This window comes from Micromonospora sp. URMC 103, from assembly GCF_051386435.1.
Taxonomy (GTDB): domain Bacteria; phylum Actinomycetota; class Actinomycetes; order Mycobacteriales; family Micromonosporaceae; genus Micromonospora.
In genome coordinates this window covers 904965-923187 of record NZ_JBPQTR010000006.1, presented here as the reverse complement: position 1 = coordinate 923187, position 18223 = coordinate 904965, and the positions used below count along the sequence as shown (strand labels likewise).

Here is an 18223-nt window from a genome sequence, read left to right as displayed (position 1 = left end):
CTGCACGTCCTGGCGGGGCGCGGCAGGATGGTACGCGTGACGACTCCAGAGGCGACGGGTTACCGCATCGAACGCGACTCCATGGGCGAGGTGGAGGTGCCCAGCGAGGCGCTGTGGCGGGCGCAGACCCAACGTGCCGTGCAGAACTTCCCGATCTCCGGCCGGGGCATCGAGCCGGCGCAGATCAAGGCGCTGGCCCAGATCAAGGGCGCCGCGGCGCAGATCAACGGTGAGCTGGGGGTGATCGACGCCGACGTGGCGTCGGCGATCACCGCGGCGGCGGCGCACGTGGCCGACGGCGGCTACGACGACCAGTTCCCCATCGACGTCTTCCAGACCGGCTCGGGCACCTCGTCCAACATGAACACCAACGAGGTGATCGCCACGCTGGCGAGCCGCGAGCTGGGCCGCGACGTGCACCCGAACGACCACGTGAACGCCTCGCAGTCCAGCAACGACGTCTTCCCGACGTCGATCCACCTGGCGGCGACCCAGTTCGTCGTCGAGGATCTGATCCCCTCCCTGAAGCACCTGGCCGGGGCGCTGGAGGAGAAGGCGGCCGAGTTCGAGACGGTCGTCAAGGCCGGGCGTACGCACCTCATGGACGCGACCCCGGTGACCCTCGGGCAGGAGTTCGGCGGGTACGCGGCGCAGGTCCGCTACGGCATCGAGCGGCTGGAGGCGTCGCTGCCCCGGCTCGCCGAGCTGCCGCTGGGCGGCACCGCGGTGGGCACCGGCATCAACACCCCGCTCGGCTTCGCGGCCGCCGTGATCGGCAAGCTCCGCGAGTCGACCGGCCTGCCGCTCACCGAGGCACGTAACCACTTCGAGGGGCAGGGCGCCCGGGACGCCCTCGTCGAGACCTCGGGCCAGCTCCGCACGATCGCCGTCGGCCTCTACAAGATCGCCAACGACATCCGCTGGATGGGCTCGGGCCCCCGGGCCGGCCTGCGCGAGCTGCGCATCCCCGACCTCCAGCCCGGTTCGTCGATCATGCCCGGCAAGGTGAACCCGGTGATCGCCGAGGCGATGCGGCAGGTCTGCGCCCAGGTGATCGGCAACGACGCCGCCGTCGCGTTCGCGGGCACCCAGGGCGACTTCGAGCTGAACGTGATGCTCCCCGTGATGGGCCGCAACCTGCTGGAGTCCATCAAGCTGCTGGCCGCGTCGAGCCGGCTCTTCGCCGACCGCCTGGTGGTCGGGCTGGTCGCGGACGCCGAGGTCTGTCTGGCGTACGCCGAGGGCTCGCCGTCGATCGTCACCCCGCTCAACCGCTATCTCGGGTACGACGAGGCCGCCTCGATCGCCAAGGAGGCGCTGGCCCGGCAGGTCTCGATCCGCGAGGTGGTGATCTCCCGGGGGCACGTGGCGTCGGGCACGCTCAGCGAGAGCCAGCTCGACGAGGCGCTCGACCTGCTCCGGATGACCCATCCCTGAGCAGACGTGTGCCGAGGCCCTGCGGCCGGTTCGCGCTCGGGGACCGGGGATCGACGTGGCGCGGCGGGGAGTGCTTGGTGGTCGTTAGCCGGCGTGCGCCGTCGCCCTCGGCGGCCGGTTCGCGCTCGGACCGAGGGTCGACGTGGCGCGGCGGGGATTGCTTGGTGGTCGCTGTCGAGCTGCCCCAAATGTGGGGCACGTGGCGGCGGGCCCATATCGCCCGCGCGGCGCGATGTGACCAGGGCCAGTCGGTCGCGACGACGGTTTGACCGGGCCAGCCGGCCGCGACGACGGTTTGACCGGGCCAGGCCGGCCGCGACGACGGTGTGACCGGGCCAGGCCGGTCGCGACGACGGTTTGACCGGGCCAGGCCGGTCGCGACGACGGTTTGACCGGGGCAATCCGCCGGGGGCCACGATGTGACGAGGCCAGAGCCCCGGCGCGCGCCCCGACGCCAGACCGCTCGACTGCGGTCCCTCCGCTCAGCTCGTCCGGACGGGATAGGCGGCAGTGGCGGCGCCTCGGCCGCCTGCGTGCCGGCGGTTCGGTGGTGGCGGGCAGCAGCCCGGCGAGCGGCCGGGACCCGGCGCGGTCTGGCCGGCGCCCGACGCGACGGGAGGCCGATCAGCCCGACCGGTCCGGCATGATCCGCGCCGGATCGGCGAGGTGGCGGTATGACACCCACCGCAACCCCGCCACATCGGCGATCTGGAGTCGATCAAGCTGGAGCCTGCTCGCCCGCCGGGCGTCCGCGCCGCGCCGGATCGTGTCGCCCCAGAACTGGGGCAACTCGACAGGGGCGGGCCAGGGCCGGGCCAGGAGACGCCGGAGACTCGCTCGAGCGCCCGGCAGGGCGTCTGGCAGGGTGGCCAGAGCGAGCCCAGGTCGCCGGCCGGATCCGGCCGGTCCCGCGCGCCGTGCTGGACCGGCCCCGGTCCTCGGTCGGGGCGACGCTTCCCGACGGCACCGAACTGGCCTACCTGGACTGCGTGTTCGGGGCAGGAGCTGATTCGGCCAGCGGACGTGTCGCGGTTGCTGCGCGGCGGTGCGGGACGGCAGGGATCCGGCGGGCCCGGCGCGGAGGTTGCGCCGTGTTCGCTCACGGCGGTCAGCCGCGGGAGGCCGCCTTGCGGGCCCGGTACGCGGTGACGGCCGCGCGGTTGCCGCAGCCCGCCTCGCAGAACCGGCGGGACCGGTTCTTGGAAAGGTCCACGAGCACGTTGTCGCAGTCGGGGTGGGCGCAGGTGCGCAGCCGGCTGGTCTCCCCGTTGCGGATCAGGTCGGCGAACGCCATCGCCGCCTCGACCGCCATGCGGGTCGCGAGCGGCGCGTCCCGGGGTACGGCGTGGAAGTGGTACGGCTCGTCGTCGTGCGTGATCAGTTGTGGCTGGGCGTCGTTCTCGCGGAGGAGCCCGTTGACGATGGCGACGACCTCGTCGATGTCCGCGTCCCAGATCCGGCGGAGGCGCGGCCGCAGGGCGCGGACGGAGGCGAGTTCCGCCTCCGTGTGCTCGTGCCGACCGGTGTAGGCGTGGGTCGCGTAGAACGCGTCGAGGGCGGCGACGTCGGGAAGCCCCTCGCCGTCGCTGCCGCCCGTGTTGACGAGCGCCGCGGCGGCGGTCAGCGAACATTCGGTGTCATGGGCAAAAAGCAACTTGACTCCTGTCGGGTGGCCGCCTAGCGTCATCGGCATAGCAATAGTTTGCCCATGACTGCCGCCAACTGCCAAGGAGCGCCCGATGCAGAAGTCACCCGGCGCGGGGGTCGGCCTCGGTCTCGCCGTGGCCTCCGCCCTCACGTTCGCCACCTCGGGCACCTTCGCGCGGTCACTGATCGAGGCCGGCTGGTCGGCCCCGTCCGCCGTGATCGCCCGGGTCGGGATCGCCGCGCTGGTGCTCGCGGTGCCGGCGGCGCTGGCCCTGCGCGGCCGTACGCACGTGCTGCGACGCAACCTCGGCGTGGTGGGCGTCTTCGGCCTGCTCGGCGTGGCGCTGGCCCAGGTCTGCTTCTTCAACGCGGTGCGGTACCTGCCGGTCGGCGTCGCGCTGCTGCTGGAGTACCTCGGGATCATCCTGGTCGTGGTCTGGACGTGGCTGGTCCACGGGCAGCGCCCCAAGCGCCTCACCGTGGCGGGCTCCGTGGCGGCGCTGGCCGGGCTGGTCTTCGTGCTCGACCTCACGGGTGCCGGCCGGCTCGACCCGCTGGGCGTGCTCTGGGGGCTGGGCGCCGCGATCGGGCTGGCCGGCTACTACGTGCTCGCCGGCCGTGTCGACGAGGAACTGCCCTCGGTGGTGCTGGCCAGCGGTGGGATGGGCGTGGGCGCCGTCGCGCTCGCCGCGCTCGGAGCGGTCGGGGTGCTGCCGCTGCACGCCACGTACGGCGAGGTGACCTTCGCGGGGCAGGAGACCAGCTGGTTGCTGCCGATCGCCGGCCTGTCCCTCATCGCGGCCGCCGTGGCGTACATGGCCGGGATCGCCGGCGCGCGGCTCCTCGGCCCCCGTCTGTCGTCCTTCGTGGGGCTGACCGAGGTCATGTTCGCCGTCCTGATCGCCTGGCTGGTGCTCGGCGAGCTGCCGACCGTGGTGCAGATGCTCGGCGGCCTGCTGATCCTTGCCGGCGTCGCCCTCGTACGCCTCGACGAGCTGCGCGGGACGCGGCGGCCGATCGACGCGGCGCCCGAGCCCGCGCTTGCCGGGGAGCGGTGACATCCTGGGCGCGTGCTGACGACCGTGGTCTTCGACGCCGACGAGACCCTGCTCGATTTGCGCCCGGCGGTGACGGGCGGGCTGGTGGCCGTACTGGAGGAGATGCGGCGGCTCACCCCGGCGGCGGCCGGGGTGTCCCTCGCGGACCTGGAGTCCGACTGGGCCGCGGTCTTCGGCGCGCTGAGCGCGGCGCCCGTCATGGAGATCCGGCGGGCGGCGCTGGCCCGCTCCCTGGCCCGCGCCGGGCTGGACGCGCACCTGGACGACATTGCCGCGCTCTTCTTCGCCCGGCGGTTCGCGCTCACCCGCCCGTACCCGGACGTGCTGCCGGCGCTCGCGGCCCTGCGGGAGCGGTGGACGCTGGGCTTCGCCACGAACGGCAACAGCCGCGCCGAACGGTGCGGGCTCGCCGGTGAGTTCGCCTTCGAGCTGTACGCGCACGAGGGCGGCCTGCCGAAGAAGCCCGCGCCGGAGTTCTACGCGGCGGTGGTCGAGGCCGCCGGCGTCCCCGCCCCGCACGTGGTCTACGTGGGCGACTCGCTCGCCCACGACGTGGTGGGCCCGCAGCGTGCCGGGTTGCGGGCCGTGTGGCTCAACCGCCTCGGCCTGCCCCGCCCGCCCGGCGTCGTGCCGGACGCCGAACTGACCACTGTGGCGGATCTGCCCGCCGTACTGGCGAGCCTCGGCCGCTGACCGATAGATCCGGGCGCCGGTCCGCGCGCCTGTCCAGGCGGTTCGTTCCGGTACGGGCTCGACTGGCGGAATTCCCGTCCGTGCGATGTGATGGCTGGCACATCTGCGGAACGGAAGGATTCGATGTGGTGAGCAAGCGCTTCACCGCCGGCACCGTCGCCACCGCGACCGCGCTGGCACTCACGGTGACCGGTCTGGGGGTGCCCGCCGGCGCCGCTCCGGCCAGCTCCCGGACGTTCACCGTGGTCGCGGAGGACGGCGTCGGCGCGGACGCGGCCATCGCGGCCATCCGGGCGGCCGGCGGCACCGTCGTCTCCCGGACCGACGAGGTCGGGATGTTCCAGGTGACGAGCGACCGCGCGGACTTCGCCGCGAAGGCGACCGCCGCGACCGCGCTGATCGGCGCGGCCGAGCAGAAGGCCATCGGTCGCAAGCCGAAGCTCGACCGGGTCGAGCAGGAGCACCTGCTGACCGCGGCGGCGAAGAAGAGCTCCGGCAAACCGCACGCCGCAAAACTCGACCCGCTGGACGACCGGCTCTGGGGCCTGGAGATGATCCGGGCCGACCGGGCGCGCACCGTCGAGGCGGGTGACCGACGGGTCACCGTCGGCGTCCTGGACACCGGTGTGGACGCCAGCAACCCCGACATCGCCCCGAACTTCAACTGGTCGCTGTCGCGCAACTTCGCGCCCGACCTCGTGGACGTCGACGGTCCCTGCGAGGTGCCCAGCTGCCTCGACCGGGTCGGCACCGACGACGGCGGGCACGGCACCCACGTCGCGGGGACCATCGGCGCGGCGGCCAACGGCTTCGGCGTCTCCGGCGTCGCCCCGAACGTCTCGCTGGTGGAGCTGAAGGGTGGACAGGACTCCGGGTACTTCTTCCTCGACCCGGTGGTCAACGCCCTCCTCTACGCCGGCAAGGCCGGCCTCGACGTGGTGAACATGTCCTTCTACGTCGACCCGTGGCTCTACAACTGCACCGCCAACCCGGCCGACTCCGCGGAGGACCAGGCCGAGCAGCGGGCGATCATCAAGGCGATGAAGCGGGCGCTCACGTTCGCCCACGACCGGGGCGTCACGCTGGTCGCCGCTCTCGGCAACGAGAACGACGACCTGGGCAGCCCCCGGGTCGACACGACGAGCCCGGACTACGGCGCGCCCGCGTACCCCCGGCCGATCGACAACGAGAGCTGCTGGAACCTGCCCACCGAGGGCCCGAACGTGATCGCCGTGTCGTCGGTCGGCCCGTCCGGCAAGAAGGCCGACTACTCGAACTACGGGACCGAGCAGGTCTCGCTCGCCGCTCCCGGTGGCTGGTTCCGGGACGGGTTCGGCACCGACACCTACCGGCTCCCCGACAACATGATCCTCTCGACGTACCCGAAGAAGGTGCTCCAGGAGGAGCCGATCTCGGCCGACATCCCGGACCCCCGGGTGGACGAGAACGGCAACATCGACCCCCGGGTCGCGAACGAGGTCTTCAAGCAGTGCAAGCGCAACGGTGAGTGCGGGTACTACACGTACCTCCAGGGCACCTCGATGGCGTCCCCGCACGCCGCCGGCGTCGCCGCGCTGATCGTCAGCCGGTACGGCAAGGCCGAGCGCCGTGGCGGGTTCGGCATGTCGCCCGACCTCGTCGAGCAGCACCTCTACCGGACCGCGGCCGAGCACGCCTGCCCGGAGCCGCGGCTCCAGCAGTACCGCAACGAGGGGCGGGACGAGACCTTCGACGCGTACTGCGCCGGCGGGCTCAACTTCAACGGCTTCTACGGCTACGGGATCGTGGACGCGTACGCGGCCGTGAAGACCCCGCTCAAGCCCAACGCCCGCCCGTAACGCACACCCTGCCCGGGCCCGGTCGATCCTCGGCCGGGCCCGGACCCGTTCTCGGCGCCGGTGCCTGCCAGATCAGCGGAATGGCGGTGTCCGGGAGGCTCAGAGACCGCCACCTCGCCGGAATGGAGTGGATCAACTCGCGAGGCGGACGCCGGTCTGTCGACCGGGCCGAGAACGCCACCCGCGGGCGTAGAGGGCGGCCGACACCTCACGGACGATGCCGGGGAAGTCCTGCTGAAGGCGGCGGCCGGTCACGTGGAGCACGAGCCAGCCCTCGCCCACGAGCTGGTTGAGGCGCCGCCGATCACGCTGCAGTTGATCCGCGTCCGCGTGCCACACCCCGTCGTACTCGACCGCGACCCGATATCGCGGCCACGCCAGGTCGGGATGCAGCACCAGGCCGGTGGGCAGACGCACGGGGTGTCGCGCGACCGGCCGGGGCAGCCCGGCCAGCACCAGCCGGACCCGCAGGTGCGACTCGGGCGGTGACTGCGCGGCGGGATCGGCCAGGTCGAAGACCCACCGCGCCCGCCGCCCGCCCGGCCGCTCGATCCGACGGTCGGCGATCTCCGTCAGCGCGCCGGCGTCGACCAGACCGCGACCGAGGAGGGCGTCCACGATGCCGACCGCCCGGACGGGTTCCAGCCAGACGGCCGTCTCCCAGGCCGTCGTGGTCGGGTCCGACCTGGGAATGCGCCGAGCGGAACGTGGCCCGACCACCGGGCCTGCTGGGTGAGCAGGAGCCAGAGGCGGGGCACCCTCACACCGATCCCGACCGGTGTCCAGGACCTTCGACGCTCGCCCCGCCGACAGGTCAGCGACGGCAGGGGCCAACGAACCCGACATGTCGGCCACGTGCACCCGGATGCCGCGATGGGAGTCGACGCGGGCGGCCTTCGGTACGAGGACATGCACGTCGTTGGTGAATGAGGCCGCGTGCTCCACGCCGTGCAGGTAGGCGGCGGACGGGCCGGCGATGGTCGCCCCGGGCGGCAACCGGAGCAGGGCGGCCTCGCAGGTGAGCCGGTGGTCACGGTCGAGGCGGGCGTCCGCGTAGACGTCGTGCAGCAGCCGGACCCAGGAGGCGCCACGAAGCTGGTGCCGGGTGAGCAGGCCCTGGCGGACGGCGCAGGAGCCGCGGAAGACCTGCCACGCGAGGGAAGCGGGTCGGGCCGGGTGAGGAGGCATACGTCCACCATCGGGGTCGGCGGGCAGTCCTCGGCACCCCTGTGGACGGCGACCGGCGGTCCCGCGACGGCTCCCTGTGGACAACCGGACCGATCCGTCCGGGTCGTGCTATGTGATCAACACCAGATCGGCGATATGGCGGGGTCACGGCGTCGTCGATAGCGCCACATCGCCGGAATGGTGTCGATCAAGCACCGGCCGCGTCGGCCGCGTCGTTCCGGGCCGCGCCGGGGCGGGGCGGGTCAGCCGAGGGCTGCGGCGATGGCGGTCGCGGCGGCGCGTACCTGGGCGGCGACCGTCTCGACGTTCAGCGGCGCGAGCGCGACGACGCCCACGCTCGCCTCGAGGCCGGGTACGCCGAGCACCGGGGCCGCCACCCCGTACGCCCCGGCCTGAAGCTCTCCGCTGCTGCTCACCGGCTCGGCGGAGCCGGCTCGGCCGGCCAGGATGGCCCGACCGGCAGCCCCCCGGTCCAGCGGGTGGCGCGCCCCGGTGCGGTAGGCGACGTGGTACGACGTCCAGCTCGGCTCGACCACGGCCAGGGCCACCCCCTCGCCGCCCTCCACGACGGTGAGGTGCGCGGTGGCGCCGGCCTGCTCGGCGAGGCGTCGCAGGGCCGGGAGCGCTCCCTCGGCGAGCAGGGGTTGGGCTCGCCGCGCGAGGTGCAGCACGCCGGCGCCCAGCCGCAGCCGCCCGGCCTCGTCGCGACGGAGCATGCCGTGGCCGGTCAGCGGGCCGGCCAGCCGGTAGACCGCGGCCCGGCCGATGCCCAGGCGGTTGGCCGCCTCGGTGACGGTGAGCCCGTTGGGCGCGTCGGCGACCAGGTGCAGCAGCCGAAGCCCCCGGTCCAGCGTCTGGGAGCTTTCGCCGGGCCGCCCGCCTCCGCCACCGTCGATCTCCGCACCCGCGGCGCGCGCCCGGTCGCCCTCGGCCGAGGCCGCGAGCCGGGCCGCGGGGTCGCCGGGCCGGTCGTCCTCCGGCGGCGAGGCGGCGAGCCGGGCCGCCCGGCCCCCGCGCGGGTCGCCCTCCGCCGAGGTCGCGCGTCGGGGCGGGCCGCCCGTGCGTGCCGCGCCGGCCGCGCGCGGAGGCCGGGCCGCCGGGTTTCCCCCGGGATCGGCGGCCGCAGAGCCGCCGCCGGGCCGTGCCGCCGTGTCCATGGCAGGGAGCGTACGACGCGCCACCGGCCGACCCGGAAATGTGCGGACGGCTACCCTTGTACGGTGACGCTACGCCTGTATGACACCGCCACCCGAACGGTGCGGGACTTCGTCCCGCGGGAAGCCGGCAAGGTGGGGGTCTACCTGTGTGGTCTCACCCTCCAGGCCCCGCCGCACATCGGTCACCTTCGTTCCGGGGTCAACTACGACATCCTGCGCCGCTGGCTGATGGCCGCGGGCTACCAGGTCACCTTCATCCGCAACCTGACCGACATCGACGACAAGATCCTCGTCAAGGCGCAGGAGCAGGGGCGGCCGTTCTGGTCGATCGCGTACGCCAACGAGCTGATCCTGGCGAACTCGTACCGACAGCTCAACGTGCTGCCGCCGACGTACGAGCCGCGGGCCACCGGGCACATCCCGGAGATGCACGAGCTGATCGGCAAGCTGATCGCCGAGGGGCACGCCTACCCGGCGGTCGACGGCTCCGGCGACGTCTACTTCGACGTGGCCTCCTGGCCGGCGTACGGGTCGCTCTCCAACCAGTCACCGGAGGACATGCAGTCCGCGGGCGACGCCCCCGACCGGGGCAAGCGGGACCCGCGCGACTTCGCCCTCTGGAAGGGCGCCAAGCCGGACGAGCCGGCCAACGCCTACTGGCCGTCCCCGTGGGGGCTGGGCCGTCCCGGCTGGCACATCGAGTGCTCGGCCATGTGCTGGCGCTACCTCGGGGCCGAGTTCGACATCCACGGCGGCGGACTGGACCTGATCTTCCCGCACCACGAGAACGAGCTGGCCCAGTCCGGTGCCGCCGGCCTGGGTTTCGCCCGCTACTGGGTACACCACGGGCTGCTCAGCATCGGCGGCGCGAAGATGGGCAAGTCGCTCGGCAACACCCTTGACCTCACATACGTCGGCTCGCTCGGGGTGCGGCCCGTCGAGCTGCGCTACTACTACGCGGCAGCGCACTACCGCTCCCGCATCGACTACTCGGAGGACGCGCTCCGCGAGGCGGCCACCGCGTACCGGCGGATCGAGGGCTTCGTGCAGCGGGCCGTCGAGCGGGTGGGCCCGGGCCAGCTCGGTGAGCTGCCGCCCGCGTTCGTGGCCGCCATGGACGACGACCTGAACACCTCCGCCGCGCTGGCCGTCCTGCACGAGGTGGTGCGCGACGGCAACTCCGCGCTGACCGGCGACGACGAGGTGACGCTGCGCACCGCGCTCGCCGCGGTCCGCGCCATGCTGGATATCCTCGGTGTCGACCCCCTCGACCCGGCGTGGACCGGTGGCGGCCGGGCGGACGACCTGCGCGGCGTGGTGGACTCCCTGATCGCCCTGGCCCTGGAGCAGCGCGCGCAGGCCCGCGCCCGCAAGGACTGGGCCGCCGCGGACGCCGTACGGGACCAGCTCAACAAGGCCGGTGTGGTGGTCGAGGACACCCCCCAGGGCCCCCGTTGGACTATTGGAGAGCAGGACTGATGGCCGGCAATTCACAGCGCCGTGGCCGGCGGGTGACCCCGAAAGCGGGCGCCTCGAAGGGCACCGGCGGCAAGAACCGGGACGCCCTCGCCGGTCGGGGGCGTACCCTGCCCGCGGACGAGCGCCCCTGGCACAAGGCGTACTCGGGCACCGAGAAGCTGCCCCAGCGCACCGCGTGGAAGCAGGAGAAGGAGCGCCGCGCCGCGGCCGAGGAGGGGCGCGCCCCGAAGATCGGTCAGCCCGGCAGCAAGGACACCACCTGGGGCAAGGGCGGCGGCCGAGGCGCGGCCAAGGCGGCGCCGCGCGGCGGCAAGCAGGCCGGCCGGGGCGGGCCCCGGGTCGCGCCGGGGCGCAAGTTCACCCCACCCCGGGACGCGCCCGAGCTGCTGGTGGGTCGCAACCCGGTGGTCGAGTCGCTGCGCGCCAACGTGCCGGCGACGGCGCTCTACACCGCCCAGGGCATCGACATCGACGAGCGGGTCAACGAGATCGTCCGCACCGCCGCCGACCGGGGCATCGCGATCCTCGAGGTGAGCCGCGCCGAGCTGGACCGGATGACCGGCGGGGTGCTGCACCAGGGTGTGGGCCTTCAGGTGCCGCCGTTCGCGTACCAGCCGTTCGAGGACATGGTCGCCGCCGCCGTGGAACAGCCCGCGCCGCTGCTGGTGGCGCTGGACGGGGTGACCGACCCTCGCAACCTGGGCGCCGTGCTCCGCTCCGCCGCCGCGTTCGGCGCGCAGGGCGTGTTCGTACCCGAGCGGAGGGCCGCCGGGATCACCGCGACCGCCTGGCGGACCAGCGCCGGCGCGGCCGCGCGGGTCCCCGTCGCCCAGGTCACGAACCTGACCCGGTCGCTGAAGGCCTGCCAGGACGCGGGCTTCGTGGTCGTGGGGCTCGACGCCGACGGCGAGACCGATCTCTACGACCTGGAGGTCGCCGTCGGCCCGCTCGTCGTGGTCGTCGGCTCCGAGGGGCGCGGGTTGTCGCGGCTCGTCGGTGAGACCTGCGACCTGACCGTCCGCATCCCGATGGTCTCCGAGGTCGAGTCGCTGAACGCCAGCGTGGCCGCCGCCGTCACCCTCGCCGAGGTGGCCCGCCGCCGCTCCGCCGGCGACTGACGCCTCCCGCAGACACGGAAAGGGGCGGTCCGCCGATGGCGGGCCGCCCCTTTCCGTCGTACGTCAGATGCGCTTGCCGGTGGCGGCGTGGAAGACGTGCGTGCGGTCGGCCCGCGGCTTGACGAACACGGTGTCACCCATGTTCGGCATGGTGCGGCGGTCGGTCCGGACGACGAAGCGCTCGGACGCGCCACCCAGCGCGGCGTGGCCGTAGACGTTGGCGTCGGAGCCCAGGTCCTCGACCAGCTCGACCACGACCGGCATGCCGCCCTCGGTCGGGCTCACGAGGTCGCAGTCCTCCGGACGGAAGCCCACGGTCACCTTGCCGTCGCCGCCCTCGGCCTTGGCGGCCTCGACCTGCTCGCGGGTCAGCGGCACGTGCATCTCGGCGAACTCGGCGCCCTTCTCGGTCAGCGGCACCGTCTTGATGTTCATGGCCGGGGAGCCCATGAAGCCGGCGACGAAGACGTTGGCCGGGGTGTCGTAGAGCGCCCGCGGCGTGTCCACCTGCTGGAGCTCACCGTCGAGCAGCACCGCGACCCGGTGGCCCATCGTCATGGCCTCGACCTGGTCGTGGGTGACGTAGACGGTGGTGACACCCAGCTTGGCCTGCAGCGACGCGATCTGCGTACGGGTCTGCACCCGCAGCTTGGCGTCGAGGTTCGACAGCGGCTCGTCCATGAGGAAGACCTGCGGCTCGCGGACGATCGCGCGGCCCATCGCCACACGCTGGCGCTGGCCACCGGAGAGCGCCTTCGGCTTGCGGTTGAGGTACTCCTCCAGCTGGAGCAGCCCGGCCGCCTCCTTGACCCGCCGGTCGATCTCCGACTTCGGGGTCTTGCGGAGCTTCAGCGCGAACGCCATGTTCTCGTACACCGTCATGTGCGGGTACAGGGCGTAGTTCTGGAAGACCATCGCGATGTCGCGGGCCTTCGGGGGGAGGTGGGTGACGTCGCGCTGGTCGATGTAGATCGAGCCCTCGTCGACGTCCTCCAGGCCGGCGAGCATGCGCAGGCTGGTGGACTTGCCGCAACCGGAGGGGCCGACCAGGACGAGGAACTCGCCGTCGCCGATCTCGAGGTCGAGCTTGTTGACGGCGGGACGCTCGGTGCCCGGGTAGATCCGGGACGCCTTGGCGTAGGTGACCGTGGCCATGGTGGTGCGCTTCCTTTCACCGGCAGGAACGTGCCGGACGATCCGAGTGAAGGAGCGACCGGCGCGCGCCGCGCCGGCCAACGGGCGGCGGACCGGTCGCGGGGCGGCCGGATGTGTCGTCCGTGTCACTGCACGGTAAACGGCTTTGCGGGCGCTGCCAAGACGGAACGATCACGGTTGGGACCCATGCCATACGCATTCCGGTCAAGCGGGCACGGGCGGACATCAATCGCCGCGCCTCGACGAGCCGTCATCGTCGGGATGCTGACGTTTCCCGTGCTCGGGGGCCTGCCGAGCGGGAAATCCGGACGTCAGTCGCTATGCTGACCACGACACACAGGCCCCTGTAGCTCAGCTGGCCAGAGCACTCGCCTTGTAAGCGAGATGTCGCCGGTTCGATCCCGGCCGGGGGCTCCAGAACCACCAGGCAAGCCGCGGCCGAGCGACGTATGACGGCCGTGTCGTCGGGTACGCCGGATGCGACGCGCGGAGGATCCGCGCCCCCGGAGGGCGCGGCCTCCACCACGGCCCACCGACCGCGGGTGCGGCCCGGCGCCGTGGGCCGATCCGACGCACCCGGAAGGGGAAGCCTGCGATGAAGGACCGGATCCTGACACCGTTGAAGAAGAAGGCGAAGAGCATCGTGGTTCGCCGCAGGGGCGGAGACGCGGTCGTCAACAAGAACAGCTCCACGAGGCCCGGCCGGCGCTACCAGTAGGACCGCTTCTCCACGCGAGTGCGGCGATGTGGCGGGATCCCGGGAGCAAGGGATCCCGTCACATCGGCCAAAGGCGGTCGACCTGGGTGTGCTGCCCTGTCGTGCCCTTCACGCTCCGAGGTGGACGGAGCTCCTGCTCCGGCGGGCGTCGTCGTCGATGTCCTGCCTCAGGGCACCAGGCCCGGTCGGGGCGGCATCGGGGCGCTGCCCGAACGCCGCAACCGCCTCCCGCGGTGCCTGCGGTGCCTGCGGTGCCTGCGGTGCGGACGGCACCCGGCGCGGGTAGAGGCCGCGCAGGAACCTCTCCACCGGGTGCTCGACCCACCGGTAGCAGGCCCACGCCAGGGCGGTGCCCATCACCGCCCAGACCAGCAGCACCTTGAGATTCGTCCAGCTCGCCGGGCCGGTCTTCACCGTGCCGGTCAGCCAGTGGATGACCGACAGGTGGACCAGGTAGAAGGCGTAGGACCAGGCGCCGAGGGCGACCAGTGGTTTGCTCCGGAAGAACGAGGGCCGGCCGGAGACATCGCGGATCGCCGCCGCGAGCACCACCAGCACGCAGGCGGGCACCAGACCCTGCTGCGACCAGTGCGCACCCCACCAACCCTGCCGGGCACCCCACCACAGCACCAGCACCGATGCCGGCACCGCTGACAGGGCGAGCCACAGGTTGACCCTCGGTCGCCAACCGCGTAGGAGGGCGGCCGCGGTGATCATTCCCAGCAGGAATTCGATGAATCGGATCGGCGGGAAGCGGAGGAACCAGGAGAGCTGGATCCAGTAGTCGTCCGGGTCGATGAAGTCCTGCACGGTGAACCAGTAGGCCCACTCGATGACCAGGCCGGCCGCAGCGATGACCGCGAGCGCCGGCAGCCGCAGCCGCAGCAGGGGCCGGATGATGAACGGGAAGAGCAGGTAGAAGAAGGCCTCGCAGGAGACCGACCACGCCACCGGGTTGGCGACGAAGTGGTCCGCCGGGGGGAACCACGACTCGGTCAGCGACAGGCTCAGCGCGGTGCGTTTCCAGGAGTCGTGCCAGACCTGGTCGAAGCTCACCCAGGCGATGACGGTGCTGACCGCTAGCGCGGGCCAGACCCGGGCGAACCGGCGCCAGTAGAACGTCCCGGTGTCCACCGCGGGGGAGAACGACCAGGTCAGGACGAAGCCCGAGAGAACGTAGAAGAACGTCACCCCGGCGTCGCCGAACCGGAAGAACTCGCCGAGGCTGATGCCGTGAACCGTGGGCAGCTTGATGATCTGGTTGGCGTGGAACAGGAACACGGCGAACGCGGCGAACCAGCGCAGCCCGGTCAGAGATTCGACTCGGGGCATACGGTCTTTGGGAGAACTCATCCTGATGTGGGCACCTTTTGGAGGCATCCGCCTGACCGAGGGTCGGCTGGCGCTCCAGGCATGATGCCAGGTTTCTCGCCGCCGTGGCGGACGGGCCGCGCCCCCACCATGGTCGTGGCGGGCCGCTAGCCTGGCCGGGAGCGCATGCGGAGGGGGCGGATGAGCCGGGCCGTCGAGGAGTCCAACCGGGCGATGCTGCGCGCCCGGGACGCGATGGACCGGTCGTACGCCGACCCGCTCGACATCCCGGCACTGGCCCGCATCGCCCACGTCTCCGAGGCGCACTTCATCCGCACGTTCCGGGCCACCTTCGGCGAGACCCCGCACCGCTACCTCCAGCGCCGCCGCGTCGAGCGGGCCATGTACCTGCTCGTGCAGACCGACCGGGACGTCACCGACATCTGCTTCGCGGTCGGGTTCAGCAGCCTCGGCACGTTCAGCCGGACGTTCCGCCAGATCGTGGGGGAGTCGCCGACCGACTACCGCCGGCGCAAGGTCCCCGTCGACGTCCCGGCCTGCTTCACGAAGGCCTGGACGCGACCCAGCAGTTTTGGATAAGCAGCACGTCAGGGCGGCCCTCTAGCGTTTCGGGTATGACGATGAACGCACTGACCCGCTCCCAGATCTACGTCCTCGACCAGGACGAGGCGCTCGACTTCTACGTCGGCAAGCTCGGCTTCGAGGTGCACACCGACGTCGACCTCGGCTTCATGCGCTGGCTCACGGTCAACGTGCCCGGCGACCCCGAGCGGGAGATCCTGCTCGAGAAGCCCGGCCCGCCGGCCCTGGACCCGGCGACCGCCGAGCAGGTCCGCGAGCTGCTGACCAAGGGCGCCATGGGCGGCTGGCTCTCCATCACGACGGACGACGCGCACAAGACGTTCGAGGCGTTGGTCGCCAAGGGCGTCGAGATCACCGACGAGCCGACCGAGCGTCCGTACGGGATCGACTTCGGGATCCGGGACCCGTTCGGCAACAAGATCCGTATCGGTCAGATGCGCCAGCAGGGCTGAGGGGAGAAGACCGGTGACCCAGGCGACCACGTTCCACCCCGTACGCCCGGCCGAGGCGGTCGGCCGGGACCGGCTCCCGCTGCTCGGGGGCATTCTGGCGGGGCCGATCTTCGTCGGCTCCGCGCTCGTCCAGGGCCTCACCCGCGACGGCTTCGACTTCCGGCGGCATCCGGTGAGCGTGTTGAGCACCGGCGACCTGGGTTGGGTCCAGATCGCCACGTTCCTGGTCACCGGTCTGCTCACCGTCGGCGCGGCACGGGCGCTCCGGCGGACCGAGCCTGCCGGGTCGGTGTGGCTGCCTCGGCTGGTCACCCTCTATGGCGTCGGGCTGATGGCGGCCGGCGTGTTCAGCGCCGACCCGGCGGACGGTTTTCCCGCCGGCACACCTCGCGGGCCCGGGCAGATCAGCTGGCACGGCGGTCTGCACTTCCTCGCGGCGGCGCTCGCCTTCGTGGCGCTGATCGTCGCCACCGTGCTGCTCGCCCGCCGGGCCGCGCGGTCGGGCGACCGGGGCCGGGCCGGGCCGGGCTGAGCCTGCTCGTCGGCGCCTTCTTCACGGTGGCCTGGACTGCCATGATCGTACGGCCGGGACCGGTGACCATGATCGGCTTCGGCCTCGCCGTGACGGCCGGCTGGGCCTGGCTCACGGTGACGCTCGCGGCGGCCGTACGGGGTCCGTCACGGTGAACCGCGGTACCACGCGGATCGGGAGGCGCGACTACGATCGCGCCTCCCGACGCGTGTGAGGTGACCGATGGCGACCCGGCTGCTGTGGCTGGCCCGGCACGGCGAGCAGGAGCGGCCGGTGGGGACGCCGCCGGGCGTCGACCCGCCGGAGGCGGGGCTCTCCGACCGGGGACGCCAGCAGGCGGCACTGCTCGGCGAGCGGCTGCGTCCGGTGCCTCTCGACGCGATCCACCACGGCCCGTTGCCGCGAGCCGCGCAGACGGCGGAGCTGGTCGCCGCGGCCCTGCCCGGCGTACCCGTGCGTGCCACCGACCTCGCCGGTGACCACCTGCCCGAGGACACCGATCCGGCGGGGCTGCCGCCCGCGTACGCCCGCTTCCTCGCCGCGTTCGACGCCGGGGAACGGGCCGACGGGCCGCGGCTGACGGCGGCGGCGGTGCGGCGGTTCGCCGGCCCACCCGACGAGAGCGGCGACCGGCACGACCTGCTCGTCACGCACACGTTCCTCATCGCCTGGCTGGTGCGGGACGCGTTCGGCGCACCCGGGGCGCGCTGGCTGGGCCTCGGCCACCACAACGCCGGCCTCACCGTCATCCGCTACCGGACCGGTACGCCGCCCACCCTGATCGCGTTCAACGACGTCGCGCACCTGCCCGTCGAGCTGCGCGGCACCGGGCTGCCCGCCGAGTACCGCTTCTGACGGGCCCCCGCACGCGCGGGGTCGGTCACGCGCGCCGTAGGGTCGGCCGGACCAGGGCGAGGGAGGATGACGGTGGCGGACGCGGAACTCGTCGTCGAGGTGGCCGGGCCGGTGGCCACGGTGGTGATCCGCAACCCGGCACGGCGCAACGCCGTGACGCCGGGCATGTGGCGGCAGCTTCCGCGGCTCCTCGACGAACTGGAGGCCGACCCCGCGGTACGCGCGCTGGTGCTCACCGGCGCGGGTGACACGTTCTGCGCCGGGGCCGACCTGGGTGACCTCGACGAGCTGCTCGCGGCCGGCGACGCGAGCATCGCGGTGACCGCCGAGGAGCGGCTGGCCGCGTTCGCCAAGCCGACCATCGCGGTGGTACGCGGCGCCTGCGTCGGCGGGGGCTGTCAGCTCGCGGTCGCGTGCGACCTGCGGATCGCGGCGGCCGACGCCCGGTTCGGCGTACCGCCGGCCCGGCTCGGCCTGGTCTACCCGGCGCCCACCACCCGGCGGCTGGCGCGGCTGGTCGGCCCGTCCGCCGCCAAGCTGTTGCTCTTCACCGCCGAGCTGGTGGACGCCGAGCGGGCCCTGCGCATGGGCCTCGTCGACGAGGTGCTGCCGGAGGAGCGACTCACCGCCCGAGTGGAGGAGATCACGGGCGCGATCGCCCAGCGGTCGCCGCTCAGTGTGGCGGCCGCCAAGGAGATCGTCGACGACCGCGCCGGCCCGGCCCGCGTCGCCTGGTGGCACCGGAAAACCGTGGCGAGCGGCGAGGCGCACGAGGGCATCGCCGCGGTCCGCGAGCGCCGTACCCCCAGTTTCGCCTGGCAACCCCCACCCCCAACCGCCGACTGACCGTCCCGCCCCCGCTGACGCCCCGGTCGATCATGCAGTTGTGGCGGTGGATGAAAGGGGCAATCACCCGGGTCTCGGGCACCACAACTGCATGATCGACAGAGTCGGGGGGCGGGTGGGGCCGGCGGGTGCTGCG

The 18223-nt window shown here is 72.8% G+C and carries 17 protein-coding genes and 1 tRNA gene; 13 read left to right on the top strand and 5 right to left on the bottom strand.

What is annotated here, in order from left to right; all coding sequences use genetic code 11:
• Positions 1 to 27 precede the first annotated feature (27 nt).
• A complete protein-coding gene (locus ACSNOA_RS30645; RefSeq protein WP_436663240.1) occupies positions 28 to 1437 on the top strand; it encodes a class II fumarate hydratase in 1410 nt (469 codons plus the stop codon).
• Between the two features lie 1108 nt (positions 1438 to 2545).
• Here ACSNOA_RS30645 and ACSNOA_RS30640 read toward each other — a convergent pair.
• Complete coding sequence (locus ACSNOA_RS30640) at positions 2546 to 3091, bottom strand: CGNR zinc finger domain-containing protein (protein WP_436663239.1); 546 nt, start codon at positions 3089 to 3091, stop codon at positions 2546 to 2548.
• A gap of 85 nt (positions 3092 to 3176) precedes the next feature.
• Between ACSNOA_RS30640 and ACSNOA_RS30635 the strand changes: the two genes are divergently transcribed.
• The 3 genes from ACSNOA_RS30635 (at position 3177) to ACSNOA_RS30625 (ending at position 6673) form a co-directional block, all read left to right on the top strand.
• Complete coding sequence (locus tag ACSNOA_RS30635; RefSeq protein ID WP_436663238.1) at positions 3177 to 4142, top strand: EamA family transporter; 966 nt, start codon at positions 3177 to 3179, stop codon at positions 4140 to 4142.
• A 12-nt stretch (positions 4143 to 4154) separates the two neighbouring features.
• Positions 4155 to 4835 (top strand): HAD family hydrolase, encoded by a 681-nt coding sequence (locus ACSNOA_RS30630; RefSeq protein WP_436663237.1) that lies wholly within the window; start codon positions 4155 to 4157, stop codon positions 4833 to 4835.
• 128 nt (positions 4836 to 4963) lie between these two features.
• Positions 4964 to 6673 carry a S8 family serine peptidase gene (locus ACSNOA_RS30625; protein ID WP_436663236.1) on the top strand — a complete coding sequence of 570 codons (1710 nt, stop codon included), beginning with the start codon at positions 4964 to 4966 and terminating at the stop codon, positions 6671 to 6673.
• Between the two features lie 132 nt (positions 6674 to 6805).
• Here the strand turns inward: ACSNOA_RS30625 and ACSNOA_RS30620 are convergent, their stop codons facing one another.
• Both ACSNOA_RS30620 and ACSNOA_RS30615 read right to left on the bottom strand, forming a co-directional pair.
• Entirely contained in the window at positions 6806 to 7861 is a 1056-nt protein-coding gene (locus ACSNOA_RS30620) for a hypothetical protein (RefSeq protein WP_436663235.1), read from the bottom strand.
• 242 nt (positions 7862 to 8103) lie between these two features.
• Complete coding sequence (locus ACSNOA_RS30615; RefSeq protein ID WP_436663426.1) at positions 8104 to 8757, bottom strand: helix-turn-helix domain-containing protein; 654 nt, start codon at positions 8755 to 8757, stop codon at positions 8104 to 8106.
• Positions 8758 to 9081: 324 nt separating this feature from the next.
• Between ACSNOA_RS30615 and cysS the strand changes: the two genes are divergently transcribed.
• A complete protein-coding gene (cysS, locus tag ACSNOA_RS30610; protein WP_436663234.1) occupies positions 9082 to 10497 on the top strand; it encodes a cysteine--tRNA ligase in 1416 nt (471 codons plus the stop codon).
• The gene (gene rlmB, locus ACSNOA_RS30605; RefSeq protein WP_436663233.1) at positions 10497 to 11615 is read left to right on the top strand and encodes a 23S rRNA (guanosine(2251)-2'-O)-methyltransferase RlmB; all 1119 of its coding nucleotides are present in this window, start codon (positions 10497 to 10499) and stop codon (positions 11613 to 11615) included. The genes cysS and rlmB overlap by 1 nt, the downstream gene beginning before the upstream one ends.
• Before the next feature lie 63 nt (positions 11616 to 11678).
• Here the strand turns inward: rlmB and ACSNOA_RS30600 are convergent, their stop codons facing one another.
• On the bottom strand, positions 11679 to 12770 hold the full coding sequence (locus tag ACSNOA_RS30600) for an ABC transporter ATP-binding protein (RefSeq protein ID WP_436663232.1): 1092 nt from the start codon (positions 12768 to 12770) through the stop codon (positions 11679 to 11681).
• A gap of 340 nt (positions 12771 to 13110) precedes the next feature.
• Between ACSNOA_RS30600 and ACSNOA_RS30595 the strand changes: the two genes are divergently transcribed.
• Positions 13111 to 13187 (top strand) — tRNA-Thr (locus ACSNOA_RS30595).
• Between the two features lie 178 nt (positions 13188 to 13365).
• Entirely contained in the window at positions 13366 to 13488 is a 123-nt protein-coding gene (locus ACSNOA_RS30590) for a hypothetical protein (RefSeq protein WP_436663231.1), read from the top strand.
• A gap of 108 nt (positions 13489 to 13596) precedes the next feature.
• Here ACSNOA_RS30590 and ACSNOA_RS30585 read toward each other — a convergent pair whose 3' ends face one another.
• Positions 13597 to 14841, bottom strand: coding sequence for an acyltransferase family protein (locus tag ACSNOA_RS30585; RefSeq protein WP_436663230.1), 1245 nt, complete (start codon positions 14839 to 14841; stop codon positions 13597 to 13599).
• Between the two features lie 159 nt (positions 14842 to 15000).
• Here ACSNOA_RS30585 and ACSNOA_RS30580 point away from each other — a divergent pair, with 159 nt between their 5' ends.
• The 5 genes from ACSNOA_RS30580 to ACSNOA_RS30560 all read left to right on the top strand — a co-directional run bounded on the left by ACSNOA_RS30580 (position 15001) and on the right by ACSNOA_RS30560 (position 18087).
• The gene (locus tag ACSNOA_RS30580) at positions 15001 to 15399 is read left to right on the top strand and encodes a helix-turn-helix domain-containing protein (RefSeq protein WP_436663229.1); all 399 of its coding nucleotides are present in this window, start codon (positions 15001 to 15003) and stop codon (positions 15397 to 15399) included.
• Between the two features lie 35 nt (positions 15400 to 15434).
• On the top strand, positions 15435 to 15854 hold the full coding sequence (locus ACSNOA_RS30575; protein WP_436663228.1) for a VOC family protein: 420 nt from the start codon (positions 15435 to 15437) through the stop codon (positions 15852 to 15854).
• 13 nt (positions 15855 to 15867) lie between these two features.
• The gene (locus ACSNOA_RS30570) at positions 15868 to 16386 is read left to right on the top strand and encodes a DUF998 domain-containing protein (RefSeq protein WP_436663227.1); all 519 of its coding nucleotides are present in this window, start codon (positions 15868 to 15870) and stop codon (positions 16384 to 16386) included.
• 222 nt (positions 16387 to 16608) lie between these two features.
• Positions 16609 to 17241 carry a histidine phosphatase family protein gene (locus ACSNOA_RS30565; RefSeq protein ID WP_436663226.1) on the top strand — a complete coding sequence of 211 codons (633 nt, stop codon included), beginning with the start codon at positions 16609 to 16611 and terminating at the stop codon, positions 17239 to 17241.
• Between the two features lie 66 nt (positions 17242 to 17307).
• A complete protein-coding gene (locus tag ACSNOA_RS30560; RefSeq protein WP_436663225.1) occupies positions 17308 to 18087 on the top strand; it encodes an enoyl-CoA hydratase/isomerase family protein in 780 nt (259 codons plus the stop codon).
• Positions 18088 to 18223 lie beyond the last annotated feature (136 nt).